Source organism: Acidovorax sp. GW821-FHT10A04 (assembly GCF_059415825.1).
Map to the genome: position 1 here is coordinate 197,660 of NZ_JBWKNZ010000007.1, position 16,298 is coordinate 213,957.

The window sequence follows — 16,298 nt, forward strand, 5'->3', positions numbered from 1 at the left end:
TTGGCCGCAATCTGCCCGCACACCACCAAACAGTACAGTTGGGGGTGATGTGGCTGTATTTTTATACAGTCTTTGCTGCGTCGCACTACAATCCGCCGCATGTCTGCCAAACCGTCTCCCGTCTCCGCCAGCGAATATTCCGAAGGCTCGATCCGCGTGCTCAAGGGCCTGGAGCCCGTCAAGCAGCGCCCGGGCATGTACACCCGCACCGACAACCCCCTGCACATCATCCAGGAGGTGCTGGACAACGCCGCCGACGAGGCGCTCGCCGGCCATGGCAAGAAGATCAAGGTCACGCTGCACACCGACGGCTCGGTCAGCATCGAGGACGACGGGCGCGGCATCCCCTTCGGCATGCACCCCGAGGAGAACGCCCCGGTGATCGAGCTGGTGTTCACCCGCCTGCACGCGGGCGGCAAGTTCGACAAGGGCAAGGGCGGTGCCTACAGCTTCTCGGGCGGCCTGCACGGTGTGGGCGTGAGCGTGACCAACGCGCTGGCGACCCGCCTGGAAGTGAGCAGCCACCGCGAGGGCAAGGTCGCGCGGCTGGTGTTCTCGGCCGGCGACGTGGTCGAGCCCCTGGTGACCCGCGCGCTGGAAGCGGGCGAGCGCAAGCAGGGCACGACCGTGCGCGCCTGGCCCGATGCCAAGTATTTCGAGTCGAGCGCGCTGCCCATGGGCGAGCTGACCCACCTGCTGCGCAGCAAGGCCGTGCTCATGCCCGGCGTGTCGGTGACCCTGGTCAACGAGAAGACGCGCGACACCCAGACCTGGCAGTACAAGGGCGGCCTGCGCGACTACCTGATGCAGACGCTCAGCGGTGACCCGGTGATCCCGCTCTTCGAGGGCGAAGGCTTTGCCGACCGCAACAACGAGAGTTTTGCCGAGGGCGAGGGCGCCTCCTGGTGCGTGGCCTTTACCGAAGACGGCCAGCCCATGCGCGAGAGCTACGTCAACCTGATTCCCACCAGTGCCGGCGGCACGCACGAAAGCGGTCTGCGCGACGGCCTGTTCAACGCCGTCAAGAGCTTCATCGAGCTGCACAGCCTGCTGCCCAAAGGCGTCAAGCTGCTGCCCGAGGACGTGTTCGCGCGTGCCAGCTACGTGCTATCGGCCAAGGTGCTGGACCCGCAGTTCCAGGGCCAGATCAAGGAGCGCCTGAACTCGCGCGACGCGGTGCGCCTGGTCTCGGGCTTCGTGCGCCCGGCGCTCGAACTCTGGCTCAACCAGCATGTGGACTACGGCAAGAAGCTGGCCGAGCTGGCCATCAAGGCCGCGCAGACGCGCCAGAAGGCCGGCCAGAAGGTCGAAAAGCGCAAGGGCTCGGGCGTGGCCGTGCTGCCCGGCAAGCTCACCGACTGCGAAAGCAAGGACATTGCCCACAACGAAGTCTTCCTGGTCGAGGGCGACTCGGCCGGCGGCAGCGCCAAGATGGGCCGTGACAAGGAAAGCCAGGCCATCCTGCCGCTGCGCGGCAAGGTGCTCAACACCTGGGAAGTGGAGCGCGACCGCCTGTTCGCCAACAACGAGATCCACGACATCTCGGTGGCCATCGGCGTGGACCCGCACGGCCCCAATGACACGCCCGACCTGTCGGGCCTGCGCTATGGCAAGGTCTGCATCCTTTCGGACGCCGACGTGGACGGCTCGCACATCCAGGTGCTGCTGCTCACGCTGTTCTTCCGCCACTTCCCCAAGCTCATCGAAACCGGCCATATCTACGTGGCACGCCCCCCGCTGTTCCGCGTGGACGTGCCGGCCCGCGGCAAGAAGCCGGCCGCCAAGATGTATGCGCTGGACGATGGCGAGCTCACCGCCATCCTCGACAAATGCGCCAAGGACGGCGTGGCGCGCGAAAAGTGCCAGATCAGCCGCTTCAAGGGCCTGGGCGAGATGAACGCCGAGCAGCTGTGGGAAACCACGCTCAACCCCGACACCCGCCGCCTGCTGCCCGTGCAGTTGGGCGACATGGACTTCGCCCAGACCGAGGACCTGATCACCAAGCTCATGGGCAAGGGCGAGGCGGCCTCGCGGCGCGAGCTGATGGAACTGCATGGTGATGCGGTCGAGATCGACATCTGAGCGGCTGCGACTGCTGTGCGCGGGCCTGCTGCTGGGCCTGGTGCAGACGGCCGCCCATGCCGACCTCTGGGCCTATGTCGACCCGCGCGGCGTGACGCACTTCGCACCCGAGCAGGTGGATGCCAACTACCAGCTGTTCTTCAAGGGCAACGAGTTCGACTCCACGCGCGATGCGCCCGCTGGCGCGGCCACCCTGCCCCATGCCCTGCCGCCCGCCGGGGCCCGGCTGCTGGCGTTCTTCGACATCGCGCCCGACTACAAGCGCGTCAAGCACCACCTGCGCGCGGCGGCGGCCAAGCACGAGGTGGACTACGAGCTGCTGCAGGCGCTGATCGCCACGGAGTCGGGCTTCGATGCCGATGCTGTGTCGCCCAAGGGCGCAGTGGGGCTGATGCAGGTGATGCCGGCCACGGCCGCCCGCTTCGGCGTGAGCGCCGACGCCAGGCGCTCGGTGGAAAAGAAGCTCACCGATCCAGCCGTGAACGTGCCCACCGGCACCCGCTACCTGCGCCACCTGCTCGACCTGTTTCCCGAGCGCCTGGACCTGGCACTGGCTGCCTACAACGCGGGCGAGGGTGCGGTGCAGCGTGCGGGCAACCAGATCCCGGCCTACAAGGAAACGCAGAACTACGTGCGCACGGTGATGGGGCTGTACACGCAGCTCAAGCCCCCGGCTCCGGTGAAGGCGCAGCGCGCCGTCTCCGGCCGGGTGCGCATGGAACTGCAGGGCGGTGCCCTGAACCGGGGGAACCTTCCGCCCAACCGCGTGGCGCAGACGCCCGCAATGACCGAACCTCCTGAATCCAGCAAGAACGAATGAGCGACCAACCCACTCTCGATTTCCCGGCCTCCGACGACGGCGGCGACTCCCTGGGCCTGGCCGGCTACGCCCAGCGTGCCTACCTGGAGTACGCCCTCTCGGTCGTCAAGGGCCGGGCCCTGCCCGACGTGTGCGATGGCTTGAAGCCTGTGCAGCGGCGCATCCTGTACTCCATGGACCGCATGGGCCTGGGCTACAGCGGCCCCACGCGCAACACGGCGGCCAAGCCGGTCAAGAGCGCCCGTGTGGTGGGCGACGTGCTGGGCCGCTTCCACCCGCACGGCGACCAGTCGGCCTACGACGCGCTGGTGCGCATGGCGCAGGACTTTGCCCAGCGCTACCCGCTGATCGACGGCCAGGGCAACTTCGGCAGCCGCGACGGCGATGGCGCGGCGGCCATGCGCTACACCGAGGCGCGCCTGTCGCGCATCACCAGCCTGCTGCTCGACGAGATCGACGAGGGCACGGTCGACTTCATGCCCAACTACGACGGCTCTACCTCCGAGCCGCGCCAGTTGCCCGCGCGGCTGCCGTTTGCGCTGCTCAACGGTGCCAGCGGCATCGCCGTGGGCCTGGCCACCGAGATCCCGAGCCACAACCTGCGCGAGATCGCCGATGCCTGCGTGGCGCTGATCAAGACGCCTGCACTCTCGCAGGAAGACCTGCTGGCCCTGGTGCCCGGCCCCGACTACCCCGGTGGCGGGCAGATCATCAGCGCTGCGTCCGACATCGCCGACGCCTACCGCACCGGCCGCGGCAGCCTCAAGGTGCGCGCGCGCTGGAAGATCGAGGAACTCGCGCGCGGCCAGTGGCAGCTGGTGGTCAACGAGCTGCCGCCGGGCGTGAGCTCGCAGAAGGTGCTCGAAGAGATCGAGGAAATCACCAACCCCAAGGTCAAGGCCGGCAAGAAGGCGCTGAGCCAGGACCAGACCCAGCTCAAGGCCAGCATGCTGGCCGTGCTGGACGTGGTGCGCGACGAATCGAGCAAGGACGCGCCGGTACGCCTGGTGTTCGAGCCCAAGACCGGCAAGACACCGCAGCAGGAGCTGATCACCGCACTGCTGGCGCACACCAGCCTGGAGACCTCGGCCCCGATCAACCTGACCATGGTGGGCCTGGACGGCCGGCCGGTGCAGAAGTCGCTGCGCCTGATGCTGGAGGAGTGGATCTCCTTCCGCCAGAGCACCATCACCCGCCGCTCGCAGCACCGCCTGGGCAAGGTGCTGGACCGCATCCACATCCTCGAAGGGCGGCAGCTCGTGCTGCTCAACATCGATGAGGTGATCGCCATCATCCGCCAGTCCGACGATCCCAAGGCCGCGCTGATCGCCCGCTTTGCATTGAGCGACCGCCAGGCCGAGGACATCCTGGAACTTCGCCTGCGCCAGCTGGCCCGGCTCGAAGCCATCAAGATCGAGCAGGATCTCAAGGACCTGCGCGACAGCCAAAGCAAGCTCGAAGACATCCTGAACAACCCCGGCTCGCTGCGCCGCCTGATGGTCAAGGAGATCGAGGCCGATGCCAAGACCTTCGCCGACCCGCGCCGCACGCTGATCCAGGCCGAAAAGAAGGCCGTGGCCGAAGTCAAGGTGGTCGATGAGCCGGTGACCGTGGTGGTCTCGCAAAAGGGCTGGGTGCGTGCGCGCACCGGCCATGGCCATGAGGCCGCAAGCTTTGCCTTCAAGGCCGGCGACGGCCTGTACCGCACCTTCGAGTGCCGCACGGTGGATACCCTGCTGGCCTTCGGCAGCAATGGCCGGGTGTACTCGGTGCCGGTGTCGGTGCTGCCCGGTGCGCGCGGCGATGGCCAGCCCGTGACCACGCTGATCGAGCTTGAATCGGGCACGCAGCTCCTGCACTACTTTGCCGGGCCGGCCAGTGCCAGCCTGCTGCTGTCCAACTCGGGCGGCTATGGCTTTATCGCCTCGGTGGAGAACATGGTCTCCCGCCAGAAGGGCGGCAAGGCCTTCCTCACGCTGGGTGAGGGCGAAACCGTCTGCCCGCCCTCGCATGCGGCGGGCAGCACCGGCGGCCAGCCGCTGGCGCCGGCCACGCACGTGGCCTGTGCCTCGGCGGGTGGGCGCATCCTGACCTTCGAGATCACCGAGCTCAAGACCATGGCCAATGGCGGCCGCGGCCTGATGCTGATCGACCTGGAGCCCAAGGACACGCTGGCCGGTGCCGCGGCCTACACGCGCAGCATCCGCATCGACGGCATGGGCCGCGGCGGCAAGGAGCGTGAGGAAACCCTCGAGATCCGCTCGCTCAACAATGCCCGCGCCGCCCGGGGACGCAAGGGCAAAGCGGCCGACCTGGGTTTCAAGCCCTCGGCCGTGACGCGCATCGAGTAGGGCGCAAGCTGTCGCCAGCAAGCCACCCACCCGGGTGGTTTTTCTTTTGGTGCGCCGCAACAGTCCACGGGTTGCTACGGATTGGACGAAAGGCGGGAACGGGCGCACTATATGTAAAAAAGTGTCTGCCGTGGTGCGGGCGTGGTCTGGTGCCGGTTTGTGCGACGATGCAGCAAGTCCACTTGGCGGTGGCCGGCAGACCTTGAAACCATCGACAACGACAGGAGACCATGATGTTCCAACGCATCCGGATTGCCCAGAAACTGTGGCTCGCCGTCATTTTCATCGTCGTCATGCTGGCCAGCGTGGTGGGCTTTTCGGCCTACCGCTCGGCCAAGGTACAGGCCGAGGCGGATGTGGTTGCCCGCGAGATGCAGACCCGCGTGAACACCGCCATCCGCTGGGCGGGCCTGACCGAGACCAACGCCGCCCGCACCCAGGCGCTCATCGTGAGCAGCGATGCGGCGGTAGAGGCCGAGTTCAAGGACGTGATTGCCGCCACCTCGGCGCAGATCACCGAGGTGCAGAAGTCGCTGGAGGCCATGGCCCTGTCCGATGCGGACAAGGCGCAGATGGCCAAGATCGCCGATGCGCGCAAGACCATGATCGACCTGCGCGGCAAGGCGCGCCAGCTCAAGACCGATGGCAAGGCCGAGGAGGCCGTGGCCCTTGTCAAGCAGACCTACAACCCCGCCGTCGCGGCCTACCTCACGGCGCTGCGCGATTTTGTCGACCTGCAGCAGAAGACCGCGCAGACCCGCTTGGCAGAGATGTCCGAGTCGCGCATGCTCACCGTGAAGATCGCGGCCGTGGCCGTGGCGGCGCTGCTGGCCGCCATCATTGCCGGCGCCTACTACCTGATCGGCAGCATCCAGCGCCCGCTGGCCCAGGCCAATGACCTGGCGGCCAAGATCGCGGCCGGCGATTTGAGCGAGCAGGGCGCGGTGACACGCGGCGACGAGTTCGGCGACCTGCTGCGCTCGCAATATGCAATGAGCGACTCGCTCGGGCGCATGGTGCACCAGGTGCGCCAGAGCACCGACAGCATCGCCATCGCCAGCGCCGAGATCGCCACCGGCAACCATGACCTGTCGGCGCGCACCGAGCAGACCTCGAGCAACCTGCAGGAGACGGCGGCCGCCATGGAGCAGTTCACCAGCACCATCGCCCAGAGCGCGACCAGTGCGCGCCAGGCCAGCACCCTGGCCGCCAGCGCCACGGGCGTGGCCGAGCGCGGTGGCGCGGTGGTCACCCAGGTGGTCTCCACCATGGAGGACATCAACCACAGCAGCAAGAAGATCTCGGACATCATCGGCACCATCGACGGCATCGCCTTCCAGACCAACATCCTGGCACTGAATGCCGCTGTGGAAGCGGCGCGTGCCGGCGAGCAGGGCCGGGGCTTTGCCGTGGTGGCCAGCGAGGTGCGCAGCCTGGCGCAGCGCAGCGCCGAGGCCGCCAAGGAGATCAAGGCGCTGATCAGCGCCTCGGTGGAAAAGGTGGAGACCGGCAGCCGCCTGGTGGCCGATGCGGGCAGCACCATGACCGATATCGTGCGTTCGGTGCAGAGCGTGACCGACATGATCGGCGAGATCACCTCGGCATCGTCGGAACAGAGCCTGGGCATCAACCAGGTCAACCAGGCCGTGGGCAACCTCGATCAGATGACGCAGCAGAACGCCGCGTTGGTGGAACAGAGCGCCGCCGCTGCCCAGAGCCTGCGCGAGCAGGCCGAGCACCTGGCGCAGGTGGTTTCGGTGTTCAAGGTCAACGGGGCCGCCTATGGCGGCGTGGCGCCGCCGATGCGCGCGGCGCACACACCGGCGCCACCGGCCCGGCCGGCTGCCAGCGCCAAGCCCATTGCACCGCGCATCACCCAGGCAGCCGGAAAGCCGGCCGCGAAAGCCGCTGCGCCTGCCAAGGCCGCGCCTGCACGCTCACCAGCCCTGGCCCAGGGGGCGGAGGAGGACTGGGAGTCGTTCTGACCAGGCTGCCTTTCCCGGGTTTCCCGGGTGGGCCTGGCCGGCAGATGCTTCAGGCCAGTTCTGCGATGAGCTCGATTTCCACGCAGGCACCCATGGGGATCTGCGCCACGCCGAATGCACTGCGCGCATGCACGCCCTTGTCGCCGAACACCTGGCCGAACAGCTCGCTGGCGCCATTGGTCACCAGGTGCTGCTCGGTGAAGTCGCCGGTCGAGTTCACGAGGCTCATGACCTTCACGATGCGCTTGACGCGGTTCAGGTCGCCGCCGGTGGCCGCATGCAGCGTGCCCAGCAGGTCCACGGCCACGGCGCGTGCGGCGCTCTTGCCTTCTTCGGTGCTGATGTTGTGGCCGAACTGGGCCGACCAGGGCTTGCCGTCCTTGCGCGCGATGTGGCCGGAGAGGAACACCAGGTTGCCGGTCTGCACGTAGGGCACGTAGGCAGCCGCAGGCACCGACACCGGCGGCAGGGTGATGTTCAGTTCGGAAAGCTTGTCGTAAACGCTCATGGTCGTCGTCCTTGGTTGGAAGTGGTGGATCGGGCCCGCGGCAGCCGGTGGCGATGTTCACCGGGCCAGGCCAGGGCAGCACGGGAGTGTTACATACCCAGGCGCCCGGGTGGTCGGCGAAGGCCTGTTGCGCCCGCGGTTTAGCATGCGCGCATGCCCGAACCCCTTGCTGCCGTGCTAGCCCGCCCCACCGGAGTCCCGGTGGCGGCTGCGCGCAGTGGCGCGCCGGTTCTGTGGCGCCTGCCCGCGCTGCTGGCGGGCAGCCTGGTGGGGGCGGCGCTGCAGTTGCAGCAGCCAGTGCTCTGGCACTGGCAGGGCTATGCCCTGGTGCTGGCCTGTGCGGTGATGGTGTGGGGCCTGTCGGGCCGGCTGGCCCGGTCGGGCGGCAACGCGGGCCGCTGGCTGTGCCGGTTGCTCGTGGCCTGTGCCGGCGCCGGGCTGCTGTTTGCCACCACCGGCCTGCGTGCCACGGTCTACCTGCAGGGCGCGCTGGACCCGGCGCTGGAGGGGCAGAACATCCGCGTCATCGGCACCATCGCTGCCATGCCGCAGGTCAACGAGGCGGGCGTGCGCCTGCGCCTGGATGTGGAATCGGCCTGGCTGCCGGGCGAGGCTGCGAGGGCCGCGCGCCAGCCCGTGCAGTTGCCCGAACGCATGGACGTCTCCTGGTACGGAGGCTTCTTCTTCGGCGCCACCAGCGCGACCACCACCGTGCGGCCGCTTGAACCGCAACGCCGGCCACCGGCGCTGCATGCGGGCGAGCGCTGGGAAATGACCATCCGCCCGCGCGCACCGCATGGCCTGAGCAACCCGCATGGCTTCGACTACGAGCTCTGGACCTGGGAGCAGGGCGTGCAGGCCACCGGCACGGTGCGCACGGGCCCCAAGGACCAGGCGCCGGTGCGCCTGGCCAGCACCTGGCAGTACCCGGTGGAGCAGGCGCGCCAGTCGGTGCGCGATGCCATCCTGGCGCGCCTGGCGCCGGGCCTGGACCCCGACGACCCGGGCCGCGCGCGCATGGCCGGCGTGGTGGCGGCGCTGGTCACGGGCGACCAGCGGGCCATCGACCGGGCCGACTGGGACGTGTTCCGCGCGACCGGCGTCGCGCATTTGATGAGCATCTCGGGCCTGCACATCACTTTGTTTGCCTGGCTCGCCGCGCTGGCGGTGGGCGCGTTGTGGCGCCGCTCGCCGCGCCTGTGCCTGGCCGTGCCGGCGCCCACGGCGGCGCTGGTGGCCGGGGTGCTGCTGGCCGCGGCCTACGCGCTCTTCAGCGGCTGGGGCGTGCCTGCGCAGCGCACGGTGACCATGCTGGCCACGGTGGCCTTGCTGCAGTTCTCGGGCCGGCGCTGGCCCTGGCCGCAGGTGTGGCTGCTGGCCTGTGCGGCTGTGGTCTGGGTGGACCCCTGGGCCCTGCACCAGGCGGGCTTCTGGCTCAGCTTCGTGGCGGTGGCGGTGCTGTTTGCCACCGACACCCGGGCCGTGGGCGGCGCGCCGCCCCGGGGCCGGGCGCGTGTGCTGGCGCTGCTGCGCGAGCAGTGGGTGGTCACCTTGGCCCTCACTCCGCTCAGCCTGCTGCTGTTCGGCCAGGTGTCGCTGGTGGGCTTTGTGGCCAACCTGGTGGCGATTCCGTGGGTGACGCTGGTGGTCACGCCGCTGGCGCTGGGCGGGGTGCTCTGTGTGCCCTTGTGGAACCTCGCGCTGTGGAGCCTGCAGCCGCTGGCCGCCTTGCTGCAGTGGCTGGCCACCTGGCCCATGGCCGTGCTGTACCTGCCCGTGGCGCCGTTGTGGGCCGGCGCGGCCGCCCTGGCCGGCGGCCTGCTGCTGGCCATGCGCCTGCCCTGGCGCTTGCGCCTGCTGGCCCTGCCGCTGGTGCTGCCGGTGCTGTGGTGGCAGCCCGGGCGGCCGGCGCCGGGCCAGTTCGAGCTGCTGGCCGCCGACATCGGCCAGGGCAATGCGGTGCTGGTGCGCACGGCCAGCCACACCCTGCTGTACGATGCCGGGCCGCGCTTCAGCCTGGAAAGCGATGCCGGCCACCGCGTGCTGGTGCCCCTGCTGCGCGCCCTGGGCGAGCGGGTGGACGTGCTCATGCTCAGCCACCGCGATGCCGATCACACCGGGGGCGCGGCGGCCGTGCTGGCCCAGCAGCCCGGCGCCCGGCTCACCGGCTCCATCGAGGCCGGGCATGAGTTGCAGGCCCTGCGCCCGGCCACGCCCTGTCTGGCCGGGCAGCGCTGGGCGTGGGACGGCGTGACCTTCGAGGTGCTGCACCCTGCGCCCGGTGCCGGGGCGGTGGTGCGTGCCAACCACGCCAGCTGCGTGCTGCGCATCGTGGCGGCGGGCACAAGGGCGGGGGGTGGGCCCCCGGTCGCGCTGCTGGCCGGCGACATCGAGACCGCGCAGGAGCAGGCCCTGGTGGCCGGCGGTGCGCCGCTCAAGGCCGATGTGCTGCTGGTGCCGCACCACGGCAGCAAGACCTCGTCCACAGGCGGCTTCCTGGATGCCGTGGCGCCGCGCACTGCTTTGGTGCAGGCCGGCTACCGCAACCGTTTTGGCCATCCGGCGCCCGATGTGCTGGCGCGCTACCAGGCGCGCGGCATCACCGTGGTGGAGTCGGCGCGCTGCGGGGCCGCCACCTGGTCATCGGCCCGGCCCGAGGGTGTGGCCTGCCAGCGCGAATCCGGCCAGCGGTATTGGCAGCACAGCATGGTGCCAGCTTTGTCGCGCTGAGCCCAGCGGGGGGTGCGATGGCACAGTGCCTTGGTAGGCCGATCCGGAAAACTGGGCGCACAACTTGCTATCCTGCAAGCAGGAGGCCAGTTCATGCAGAAATTTGATGAGATGTACGCCATGCTGCCTTTTGACGGCAGCGACGTGCGAGAACACTACAAGCGCTACGCGCAATGGCTGTCCAGGCAGCCGGTGGACGTGATGCAGGCCCGCCGGGCCGAGGCGGAGATGATCTTCCGCCGCGTGGGGATCACCTTTGCCGTCTACGGCGCCAAGGACGAGGACGGCGCCGGCAACGAACGCCTCATCCCCTTCGACCTGATCCCCCGCATCATCCCCTCGCACGAGTGGGCCAGCATGCAGCAGGGGCTGGTGCAGCGGGTCACGGCGCTCAACCGTTTCATCCACGACGTCTACCACGGACAGGACATCATCCGCGCCGGCATCGTGCCGGCCGACCTGGTGCTCAACAACGCCCAGTACCGCCCCGAGATGGCCGGTGTGCAGGTACCGCAGAACATCTACGCGCACATTGCCGGCATCGACATCGTGCGCGCCCCCAACGCCCAGGGCGAGGGCGAGTACTACGTGCTCGAGGACAACCTGCGCGTGCCCAGCGGCGTGAGCTACATGCTGGAAAACCGCAAGATGATGATGCGGCTGTTCCCCGACCTGTTCAGCATGCACAAGGTGGCGCCGGTGGCCCACTACCCCGACATGCTGCTCGAGACCCTGCGCGCCAGCGCCCCTGCCACGGCCGACGAGCCCACGGTGGTGGTGCTCACGCCGGGCATGCACAACAGCGCCTACTTCGAACACGCTTTCCTGGCCCAGCAGATGGGCGTGGAGCTGGTCGAAGGCCAGGACCTGGTGGTCAAGGACCGCTTCGTCTACATGCGCACCACGCGCGGCCTGCAGCGCGTGGACGTGATCTACCGCCGCGTGGACGACGACTTCCTCGATCCGCAGGTGTTCCGCCGCACCTCCACGCTGGGTTGCGCCGGCCTGATGGAGGCCTACCGCGCGGGCAACGTGGGCATCTGCAACGCCGTGGGCACGGGCGTGGCCGACGACAAGTCGGTCTACCCCTACGTGCCCGAGATGATCCGCTTCTACCTGGGCCAGGAGCCCATCCTGAAGAACGTGCCCACCTGGATGTGCCGCAAGCAGGACGACCTGCAGTACGTGCTGGACCACCTGCACGAGCTGGTCGTCAAGGAAGTGCACGGCGCGGGCGGCTACGGCATGCTGATCGGCCCGGCCGCCACCAAGGCCGAGATCGAAGACTTCCGCCGCGCGCTGCTGGCCAACCCGGCCGGCTACATCGGTCAGCCCACGCTCAGCCTGTCGAGCTGCCCCACCTATGTGGAGAGCGGCATCGCACCGCGCCACATCGACCTGCGCCCCTTCGTGCTCAGCGGGCGCGAGGTGCAGATGGTCGCCGGCGGCCTGACCCGCGTGGCCCTGCAGGAGGGTTCGCTGGTCGTCAATTCATCACAGGGCGGGGGCACCAAGGACACCTGGGTGCTCGGAGAAGGAGGGACCCCATAATGCTCAGCCGCACCGCCGACCACCTGTTCTGGATGTCCAGGTACACCGAACGCGCGGAGAACACCGCGCGCATGCTCAATGTGAGCTACGAGACATCGCTGCTGCCCCAGTCCGCGGCCGTGGCGCAGGAGGGCTGGGAGGGCCTCTTGTCCATCAGCGAGCTGATCCCCGCCTACACCGCCAAGCATGGCGAAGTGACGCCCGAGCGCGTGCTGCACTTCATGGTGCGCGATGGCGAGAACCCCTCGTCCATCGTCTCCTGCCTGCGCGCTGCGCGCGAGAACGCGCGCGCCGTGCGCGGCGCGCTGACCACCGAGATCTGGGAAACCCAGAACCAGACCTGGCTGGAACTGCAGCGCCTGCTCAAGGGCGACGCCTACGAGCGCGACCCGGGCCAGTTCTTCGAATGGGTCAAGTACCGCTCGCACCTGTCGCGCGGCGTCACGCTGGGCACCATGCTGCAGGACGAGGCCTTCCACTTCCTGCGCATGGGCACCTTCCTGGAGCGCTCGGACAACACGGCGCGCCTGCTGGACGTGAAGTTCCACGCCGTCAAAAAGGACTTCTTCGGTCGCGCCAGCGAGCGCAACCAGGAGAACGACTTCTACCACTGGAGCGCCATCCTGCGCAGCGTCTCGGCCTTCGAGGTCTACCGCAAGGTCTACCGCGACGTGATCACCCCGGGCCGCGTGGCGGACCTCTTGATCCTGCGCCGCGACATGCCGCGCTCGCTGCATGCCAGCATGCGCGAGGTGGTGGACAACCTGGCCGTGCTGGCCAACGACCACTCGTCCGAGACCCAGCGCCGCGCTGGCCGTCTGTTGGCCGACCTGCAGTACGGCCGCATCGACGAGATCCTGTCGACCGGGCTGCACGCCTTCCTCACGCAGTTCCTGGACCGCGTCAACGACCTGGGTGGCGGCATCAGCCGCAACTTCCTCGTCGCGACGGGGGACTGACGCAGCCCTGCCCGGGTGGCTTCAGGCGCCCGGGTCCAGGGGCAGCCCGCCCCAGTGGGCCGCCACCACCGAATGCACCTGCGCCACCGCCGAGTCGCGCAGCGCATCGGTGCGCCAGCCCAGCTCCACCGCATAGCGCGGCATGACCACAGGGCAGGGCAGCACCGTGAGCCCGCACAGGCGTGCCATGGCGTGCGCGGCATGGATCGGTACGGTGGCCACGGCCTGCGTGCCCTTGAGCAGGTAGGGCAGGGCGGCGAAGTGCGTGGTCGATGCCACCACGCGCCGCTTGTGGCCCAGGGCGGCCAGCACCTCGTCCACCACGCCGATGAAGCCGCCCGATGAGATCAGCACGTGGTCGCGCGCCACATAATCCTCCACCGTGAGGCGCAGCGCCGCCTTGCGCCGGCTGGGCGGTGCATCGACCACACAGGCATAGCCGCCTTCGCCCAGCGAGCGGTGGCTGAGCCAGCGCGTGGCCAGGCCGCCGGCGGTGATGGCCAGGTCGATCTCGCGCGCCATCAGCATCTCGGCCACGATCTGGCTGTGCGTCTGCCGGAAGGCCAGGCGCAGGCCCGGCGCATGCTGCGCCATCAACTGCACCAGCCACGGGCCCATGGCGATCTCGAAATCGTCCGACAGGCCCAGCACCACCGAGCGGCCCTGGTAGCGCGCGGCCGGCGAGGTGCCCAGGGCCAGGCTCTCGCGGCATTTGTTGAGCGCCTCGCCGATCACCGGCCGCAGCTCCTGCGCACGCAGCGTGGGTGCCAGGCCGCGCCCGGTGCGCGTGAACAGCGGGTCGCCATAGACCTTGCGCAGCCGCCCCAGGGCCGCACTCACGGCGGACTGGGTGAGCGACAGGCGCAGCGCGGCGCGCGTGGCGCCACCTTCCTCGTACAGCGCCTCGAACACGCGCAGCCCGTTGAGGTCGAACCCGATATCAATCTCGTTCATATCAATCAGCAATGGAGGGGCATTGATTCATCTTAGGGCTTTGGCAACACTGCGCTTGTCTTCCATCCCCAGGAACCCTGCCATGACCCTTTCCACCGTCGCCGCCCTGCAAATCGGCTCCTCCCCCGAGGGCACTGCCCAGACCCTGGCCAACGTGCTCGCGTTCGAGGGCGAGATCAAGGCCTCGGGCGCACGCCTCGTCGTCATGCCCGAGGCCCTGCTGGGCGGCTACCCCAAGGGCGAGATCTTCGGCACCCGCCTGGGCTACCGCCTGCCCGAGGGCCGCGAGGCCTATGCGCGCTACCACGCGAGCGCCATCGACGTGCCCGGGCCCGAGACCGAGGCATTGGCCGGCCTGGCCCAGCGCACCGGCGCCATGCTGGTGCTCGGCGTGATCGAGCGCGCGGGCAGCACGCTGTACTGCACGGCGCTGTATTTCGACCCCGACAAGGGCCTGGTGGGCAGGCACCGCAAGCTCATGCCCACGGGCACCGAGCGCCTGATCTGGGGCCAGGGCGATGGCTCCACCCTGCCGGTGGTGGAATCGGCCGTCGGCCGCGTGGGCGGCGTGATCTGCTGGGAGAACCACATGCCCCTGCTGCGCACCGCCATGTACGCCCAGGGCGTGCAGGTCTGGTGCGCGCCCACGGTGGACGAGCGCGACATCTGGCAATGCTCCATGCGCCACATCGCGCACGAGGGGCGCTGCTTCGTCATCAGCGCCTGCCAGGTGCAGCCCTCGCCGCGCGCGCTGGGCATCGATGCGCCCGGTTGGGACGCCGACCGCCCCTTGATCCGCGGCAACAGCGTCATCGTGGGGCCGCTGGGCGATGTGCTCGCCGGCCCGCTGCAGAACACCACCGGCCTGCTCACCGCGCAGATCGACGTGGCGGAACTGGTGCGCGCCCGCTACGACTTCGACGTGGTGGGCCACTATGCGCGGCCCGATATCTTCACACTGCAGGTGGACCGGAGAGCGCGCCAGAGCGTCGTTTTCAACGACTAGGACGAGTCCTGCTCCACGGCCTGCCGCACCAGTGCGAGGGCCTGGGGCAGGTCGTCCAGCGCTACCGAGCCCAGCGCCACGCGCAGCGCCTGGGGCACATGGGTGGTGGTGGCAAAGGCTTCTGCGGTGGAGACGGTCACGCCACGCTGCAGCAGCGTGGCCGCAATGCGGTCGGCGCGCTGGTCGTCGCCCAGCGGCAGCCAGACGAAGTACGAGTGTGGGTGGCGCACAAGGGGAAGTCCGCCGAGCGCCTGGGTGACCAGGGCCTGGCGCCGGGCCGTATCGGCGCGTTTCTCGGCCTCCAGCCGCGCCACGGTGCCGTCCTCGATCCAGGCGCAGGCCATGGCCGTGAGCACGCCGGCCGTGTTCCACGAGGTGGCGCGGATGGCGCGCTCCAGCGCCGGGATCAGTGCCGGCGCGGCCGCGACAAAACCGAAGCGCAGGCCCGTGGCCACGTTCTTGGACAGGCTGGAGACGTAGACCGTGCGCTCCGGCGCGAGTGCGGCGACGGGCACCAGGGCGTCGCCTGCAAGGTAGGCGTAGGGCGCGTCCTCGATCACCAGCAGGTCGTGCTGGCGCGCGATCATCGCCAGGCGCCCGCGTGCGCGTGCCAGCATCACACAGCCCAGCGGGTTGTGCAAGGTGGGCATGGTGTAGATGGCGCGCACGGGCCGCGCATGGCACAGGCGCTGCAGCGCGTCGAGGTCCGTTCCCTCCGGCCCCACGGGCACGGGCGCCAGGTCCAGCCGCAGGCGCTCGGCCAGCACGCGAAAGCCGGGGTAGGTCAGGGCGTCCACGGCCACGATGTCGCCGGGGTTGAGCAGGCCCAGCGCTGCGATGGCCATGCCGTGCTGGGCGCCGTTGACGATGAGGACTTGCTCGCCGCCGACCTTGAGCAGCCGCGATTGCAAGTGCCGCGCCACGATGGCGCGCTCGTGCAGGCGCCCGCCATAGGGCTGGTAGTGCAGCAGCGATTCCAGGTCGCCCGAAGCCGCAAGCTGGCGCAGGGCCTCGCGCAGCTGTTCGGTCTGGCCGGGCACGCTGGGGTTGTTGAACGACAGGTCGATGGCACTGGCCTGCGGCGCGGTGAGGTCGGCCCCCGTCCGCGGGTACGACGGGTCGCGCACGAAGGTGCCGCGCCCGGTCTCGCCGACCACCAGGCCAATGGCCTCCAGTTCGGCATACACGCGGCTGGCCGTGCCCAGCGCCAGACCGTACTTCGCCGCCAGCGCGCGGTGCGTGGGCAGGCGGGTGGCAGGCCGCAGCCGGCCGGTGCGGATATCGGCCGCCAGCGCATCGACCACCTGCTTGTACCGGACCAGGCCCATCGCAATCCCAGTGTATCTATGACA

Annotated in this window: 11 protein-coding genes; 8 read left to right on the plus strand and 3 right to left on the minus strand. The window is 69.3% G+C overall.

The window, feature by feature from the left end:
* Positions 1-99: 99 nt before the first annotated feature.
* The 4 genes from AC07PF_RS16780 (at position 100) to AC07PF_RS16795 (ending at position 7,238) form a co-directional block, all read left to right on the plus strand.
* Positions 100-2,082, plus strand: coding sequence for a DNA topoisomerase IV subunit B (locus AC07PF_RS16780; protein ID WP_007859200.1), 1,983 nt, complete (start codon positions 100-102; stop codon positions 2,080-2,082).
* The gene (locus tag AC07PF_RS16785) at positions 2,054-2,902 is read left to right on the plus strand and encodes a lytic transglycosylase domain-containing protein (RefSeq protein WP_007859198.1); all 849 of its coding nucleotides are present in this window, start codon (positions 2,054-2,056) and stop codon (positions 2,900-2,902) included. Before AC07PF_RS16780 ends, AC07PF_RS16785 begins: the two co-directional genes overlap by 29 nt.
* Positions 2,899-5,253, plus strand: a complete 2,355-nt coding sequence (gene parC / locus AC07PF_RS16790) for a DNA topoisomerase IV subunit A (protein ID WP_494612612.1) — start codon at positions 2,899-2,901, stop codon at positions 5,251-5,253. Before AC07PF_RS16785 ends, parC begins: the two co-directional genes overlap by 4 nt.
* Positions 5,254-5,486: 233 nt before the next feature.
* Positions 5,487-7,238: a methyl-accepting chemotaxis protein gene (locus AC07PF_RS16795; protein ID WP_494612613.1), complete on the plus strand. Its 1,752-nt coding sequence runs from the start codon at positions 5,487-5,489 to the stop codon at positions 7,236-7,238.
* A 49-nt stretch (positions 7,239-7,287) separates the two neighbouring features.
* On the opposite strand, the gene AC07PF_RS16800 is transcribed toward AC07PF_RS16795, so the two are convergent.
* Entirely contained in the window at positions 7,288-7,746 is a 459-nt protein-coding gene (locus AC07PF_RS16800) for a RidA family protein (protein WP_494612614.1), read from the minus strand.
* 153 nt (positions 7,747-7,899) lie between these two features.
* Between AC07PF_RS16800 and AC07PF_RS16805 the strand changes: the two genes are divergently transcribed.
* From AC07PF_RS16805 to AC07PF_RS16815, 3 genes are all read left to right on the plus strand, one after another.
* Entirely contained in the window at positions 7,900-10,476 is a 2,577-nt protein-coding gene (locus tag AC07PF_RS16805) for a DNA internalization-related competence protein ComEC/Rec2 (protein WP_494612615.1), read from the plus strand.
* 93 nt (positions 10,477-10,569) lie between these two features.
* Entirely contained in the window at positions 10,570-12,027 is a 1,458-nt protein-coding gene (locus AC07PF_RS16810; RefSeq protein WP_007854621.1) for a circularly permuted type 2 ATP-grasp protein, read from the plus strand.
* Positions 12,027-12,986, plus strand: a complete 960-nt coding sequence (locus AC07PF_RS16815; RefSeq protein WP_007854623.1) for an alpha-E domain-containing protein — start codon at positions 12,027-12,029, stop codon at positions 12,984-12,986. The genes AC07PF_RS16810 and AC07PF_RS16815 overlap by 1 nt, the downstream gene beginning before the upstream one ends.
* 21 nt (positions 12,987-13,007) lie before the next feature.
* On the opposite strand, the gene AC07PF_RS16820 is transcribed toward AC07PF_RS16815, so the two are convergent.
* On the minus strand, positions 13,008-13,940 hold the full coding sequence (locus tag AC07PF_RS16820) for a LysR family transcriptional regulator (RefSeq protein WP_494612616.1): 933 nt from the start codon (positions 13,938-13,940) through the stop codon (positions 13,008-13,010).
* An 82-nt stretch (positions 13,941-14,022) separates the two neighbouring features.
* Here AC07PF_RS16820 and AC07PF_RS16825 point away from each other — a divergent pair, with 82 nt between their 5' ends.
* Positions 14,023-14,946: a carbon-nitrogen hydrolase family protein gene (locus AC07PF_RS16825; protein WP_494612617.1), complete on the plus strand. Its 924-nt coding sequence runs from the start codon at positions 14,023-14,025 to the stop codon at positions 14,944-14,946.
* On the opposite strand, the gene AC07PF_RS16830 is transcribed toward AC07PF_RS16825, so the two are convergent.
* Positions 14,943-16,274, minus strand: coding sequence for an aminotransferase-like domain-containing protein (locus tag AC07PF_RS16830; RefSeq protein ID WP_494612618.1), 1,332 nt, complete (start codon positions 16,272-16,274; stop codon positions 14,943-14,945). The genes AC07PF_RS16825 and AC07PF_RS16830 overlap by 4 nt on opposite strands.
* Positions 16,275-16,298: the final 24 nt, after the last annotated feature.

What these genes read in the sequence shown, in the direction of transcription:
- AC07PF_RS16780 (WP_007859200.1), top strand. Translation starts at nt 100, where the DNA reads ATGTCTGCCAAACCGTCTCCCGTCTCCGCCAGCGAATATTCCGAAGGC.
- AC07PF_RS16785 (WP_007859198.1), top strand. Translation starts at nt 2,054, where the DNA reads ATGGTGATGCGGTCGAGATCGACATCTGAGCGGCTGCGACTGCTGTGC.
- parC (WP_494612612.1), top strand. Translation starts at nt 2,899, where the DNA reads ATGAGCGACCAACCCACTCTCGATTTCCCGGCCTCCGACGACGGCGGC.
- AC07PF_RS16795 (WP_494612613.1), top strand. Translation starts at nt 5,487, where the DNA reads ATGTTCCAACGCATCCGGATTGCCCAGAAACTGTGGCTCGCCGTCATT.
- AC07PF_RS16800 (WP_494612614.1), bottom strand. Translation starts at nt 7,746, where the DNA reads ATGAGCGTTTACGACAAGCTTTCCGAACTGAACATCACCCTGCCGCCG.
- AC07PF_RS16805 (WP_494612615.1), top strand. Translation starts at nt 7,900, where the DNA reads ATGCCCGAACCCCTTGCTGCCGTGCTAGCCCGCCCCACCGGAGTCCCG.
- AC07PF_RS16810 (WP_007854621.1), top strand. Translation starts at nt 10,570, where the DNA reads ATGCAGAAATTTGATGAGATGTACGCCATGCTGCCTTTTGACGGCAGC.
- AC07PF_RS16815 (WP_007854623.1), top strand. Translation starts at nt 12,027, where the DNA reads ATGCTCAGCCGCACCGCCGACCACCTGTTCTGGATGTCCAGGTACACC.
- AC07PF_RS16820 (WP_494612616.1), bottom strand. Translation starts at nt 13,940, where the DNA reads ATGAACGAGATTGATATCGGGTTCGACCTCAACGGGCTGCGCGTGTTC.
- AC07PF_RS16825 (WP_494612617.1), top strand. Translation starts at nt 14,023, where the DNA reads ATGACCCTTTCCACCGTCGCCGCCCTGCAAATCGGCTCCTCCCCCGAG.
- AC07PF_RS16830 (WP_494612618.1), bottom strand. Translation starts at nt 16,274, where the DNA reads ATGGGCCTGGTCCGGTACAAGCAGGTGGTCGATGCGCTGGCGGCCGAT.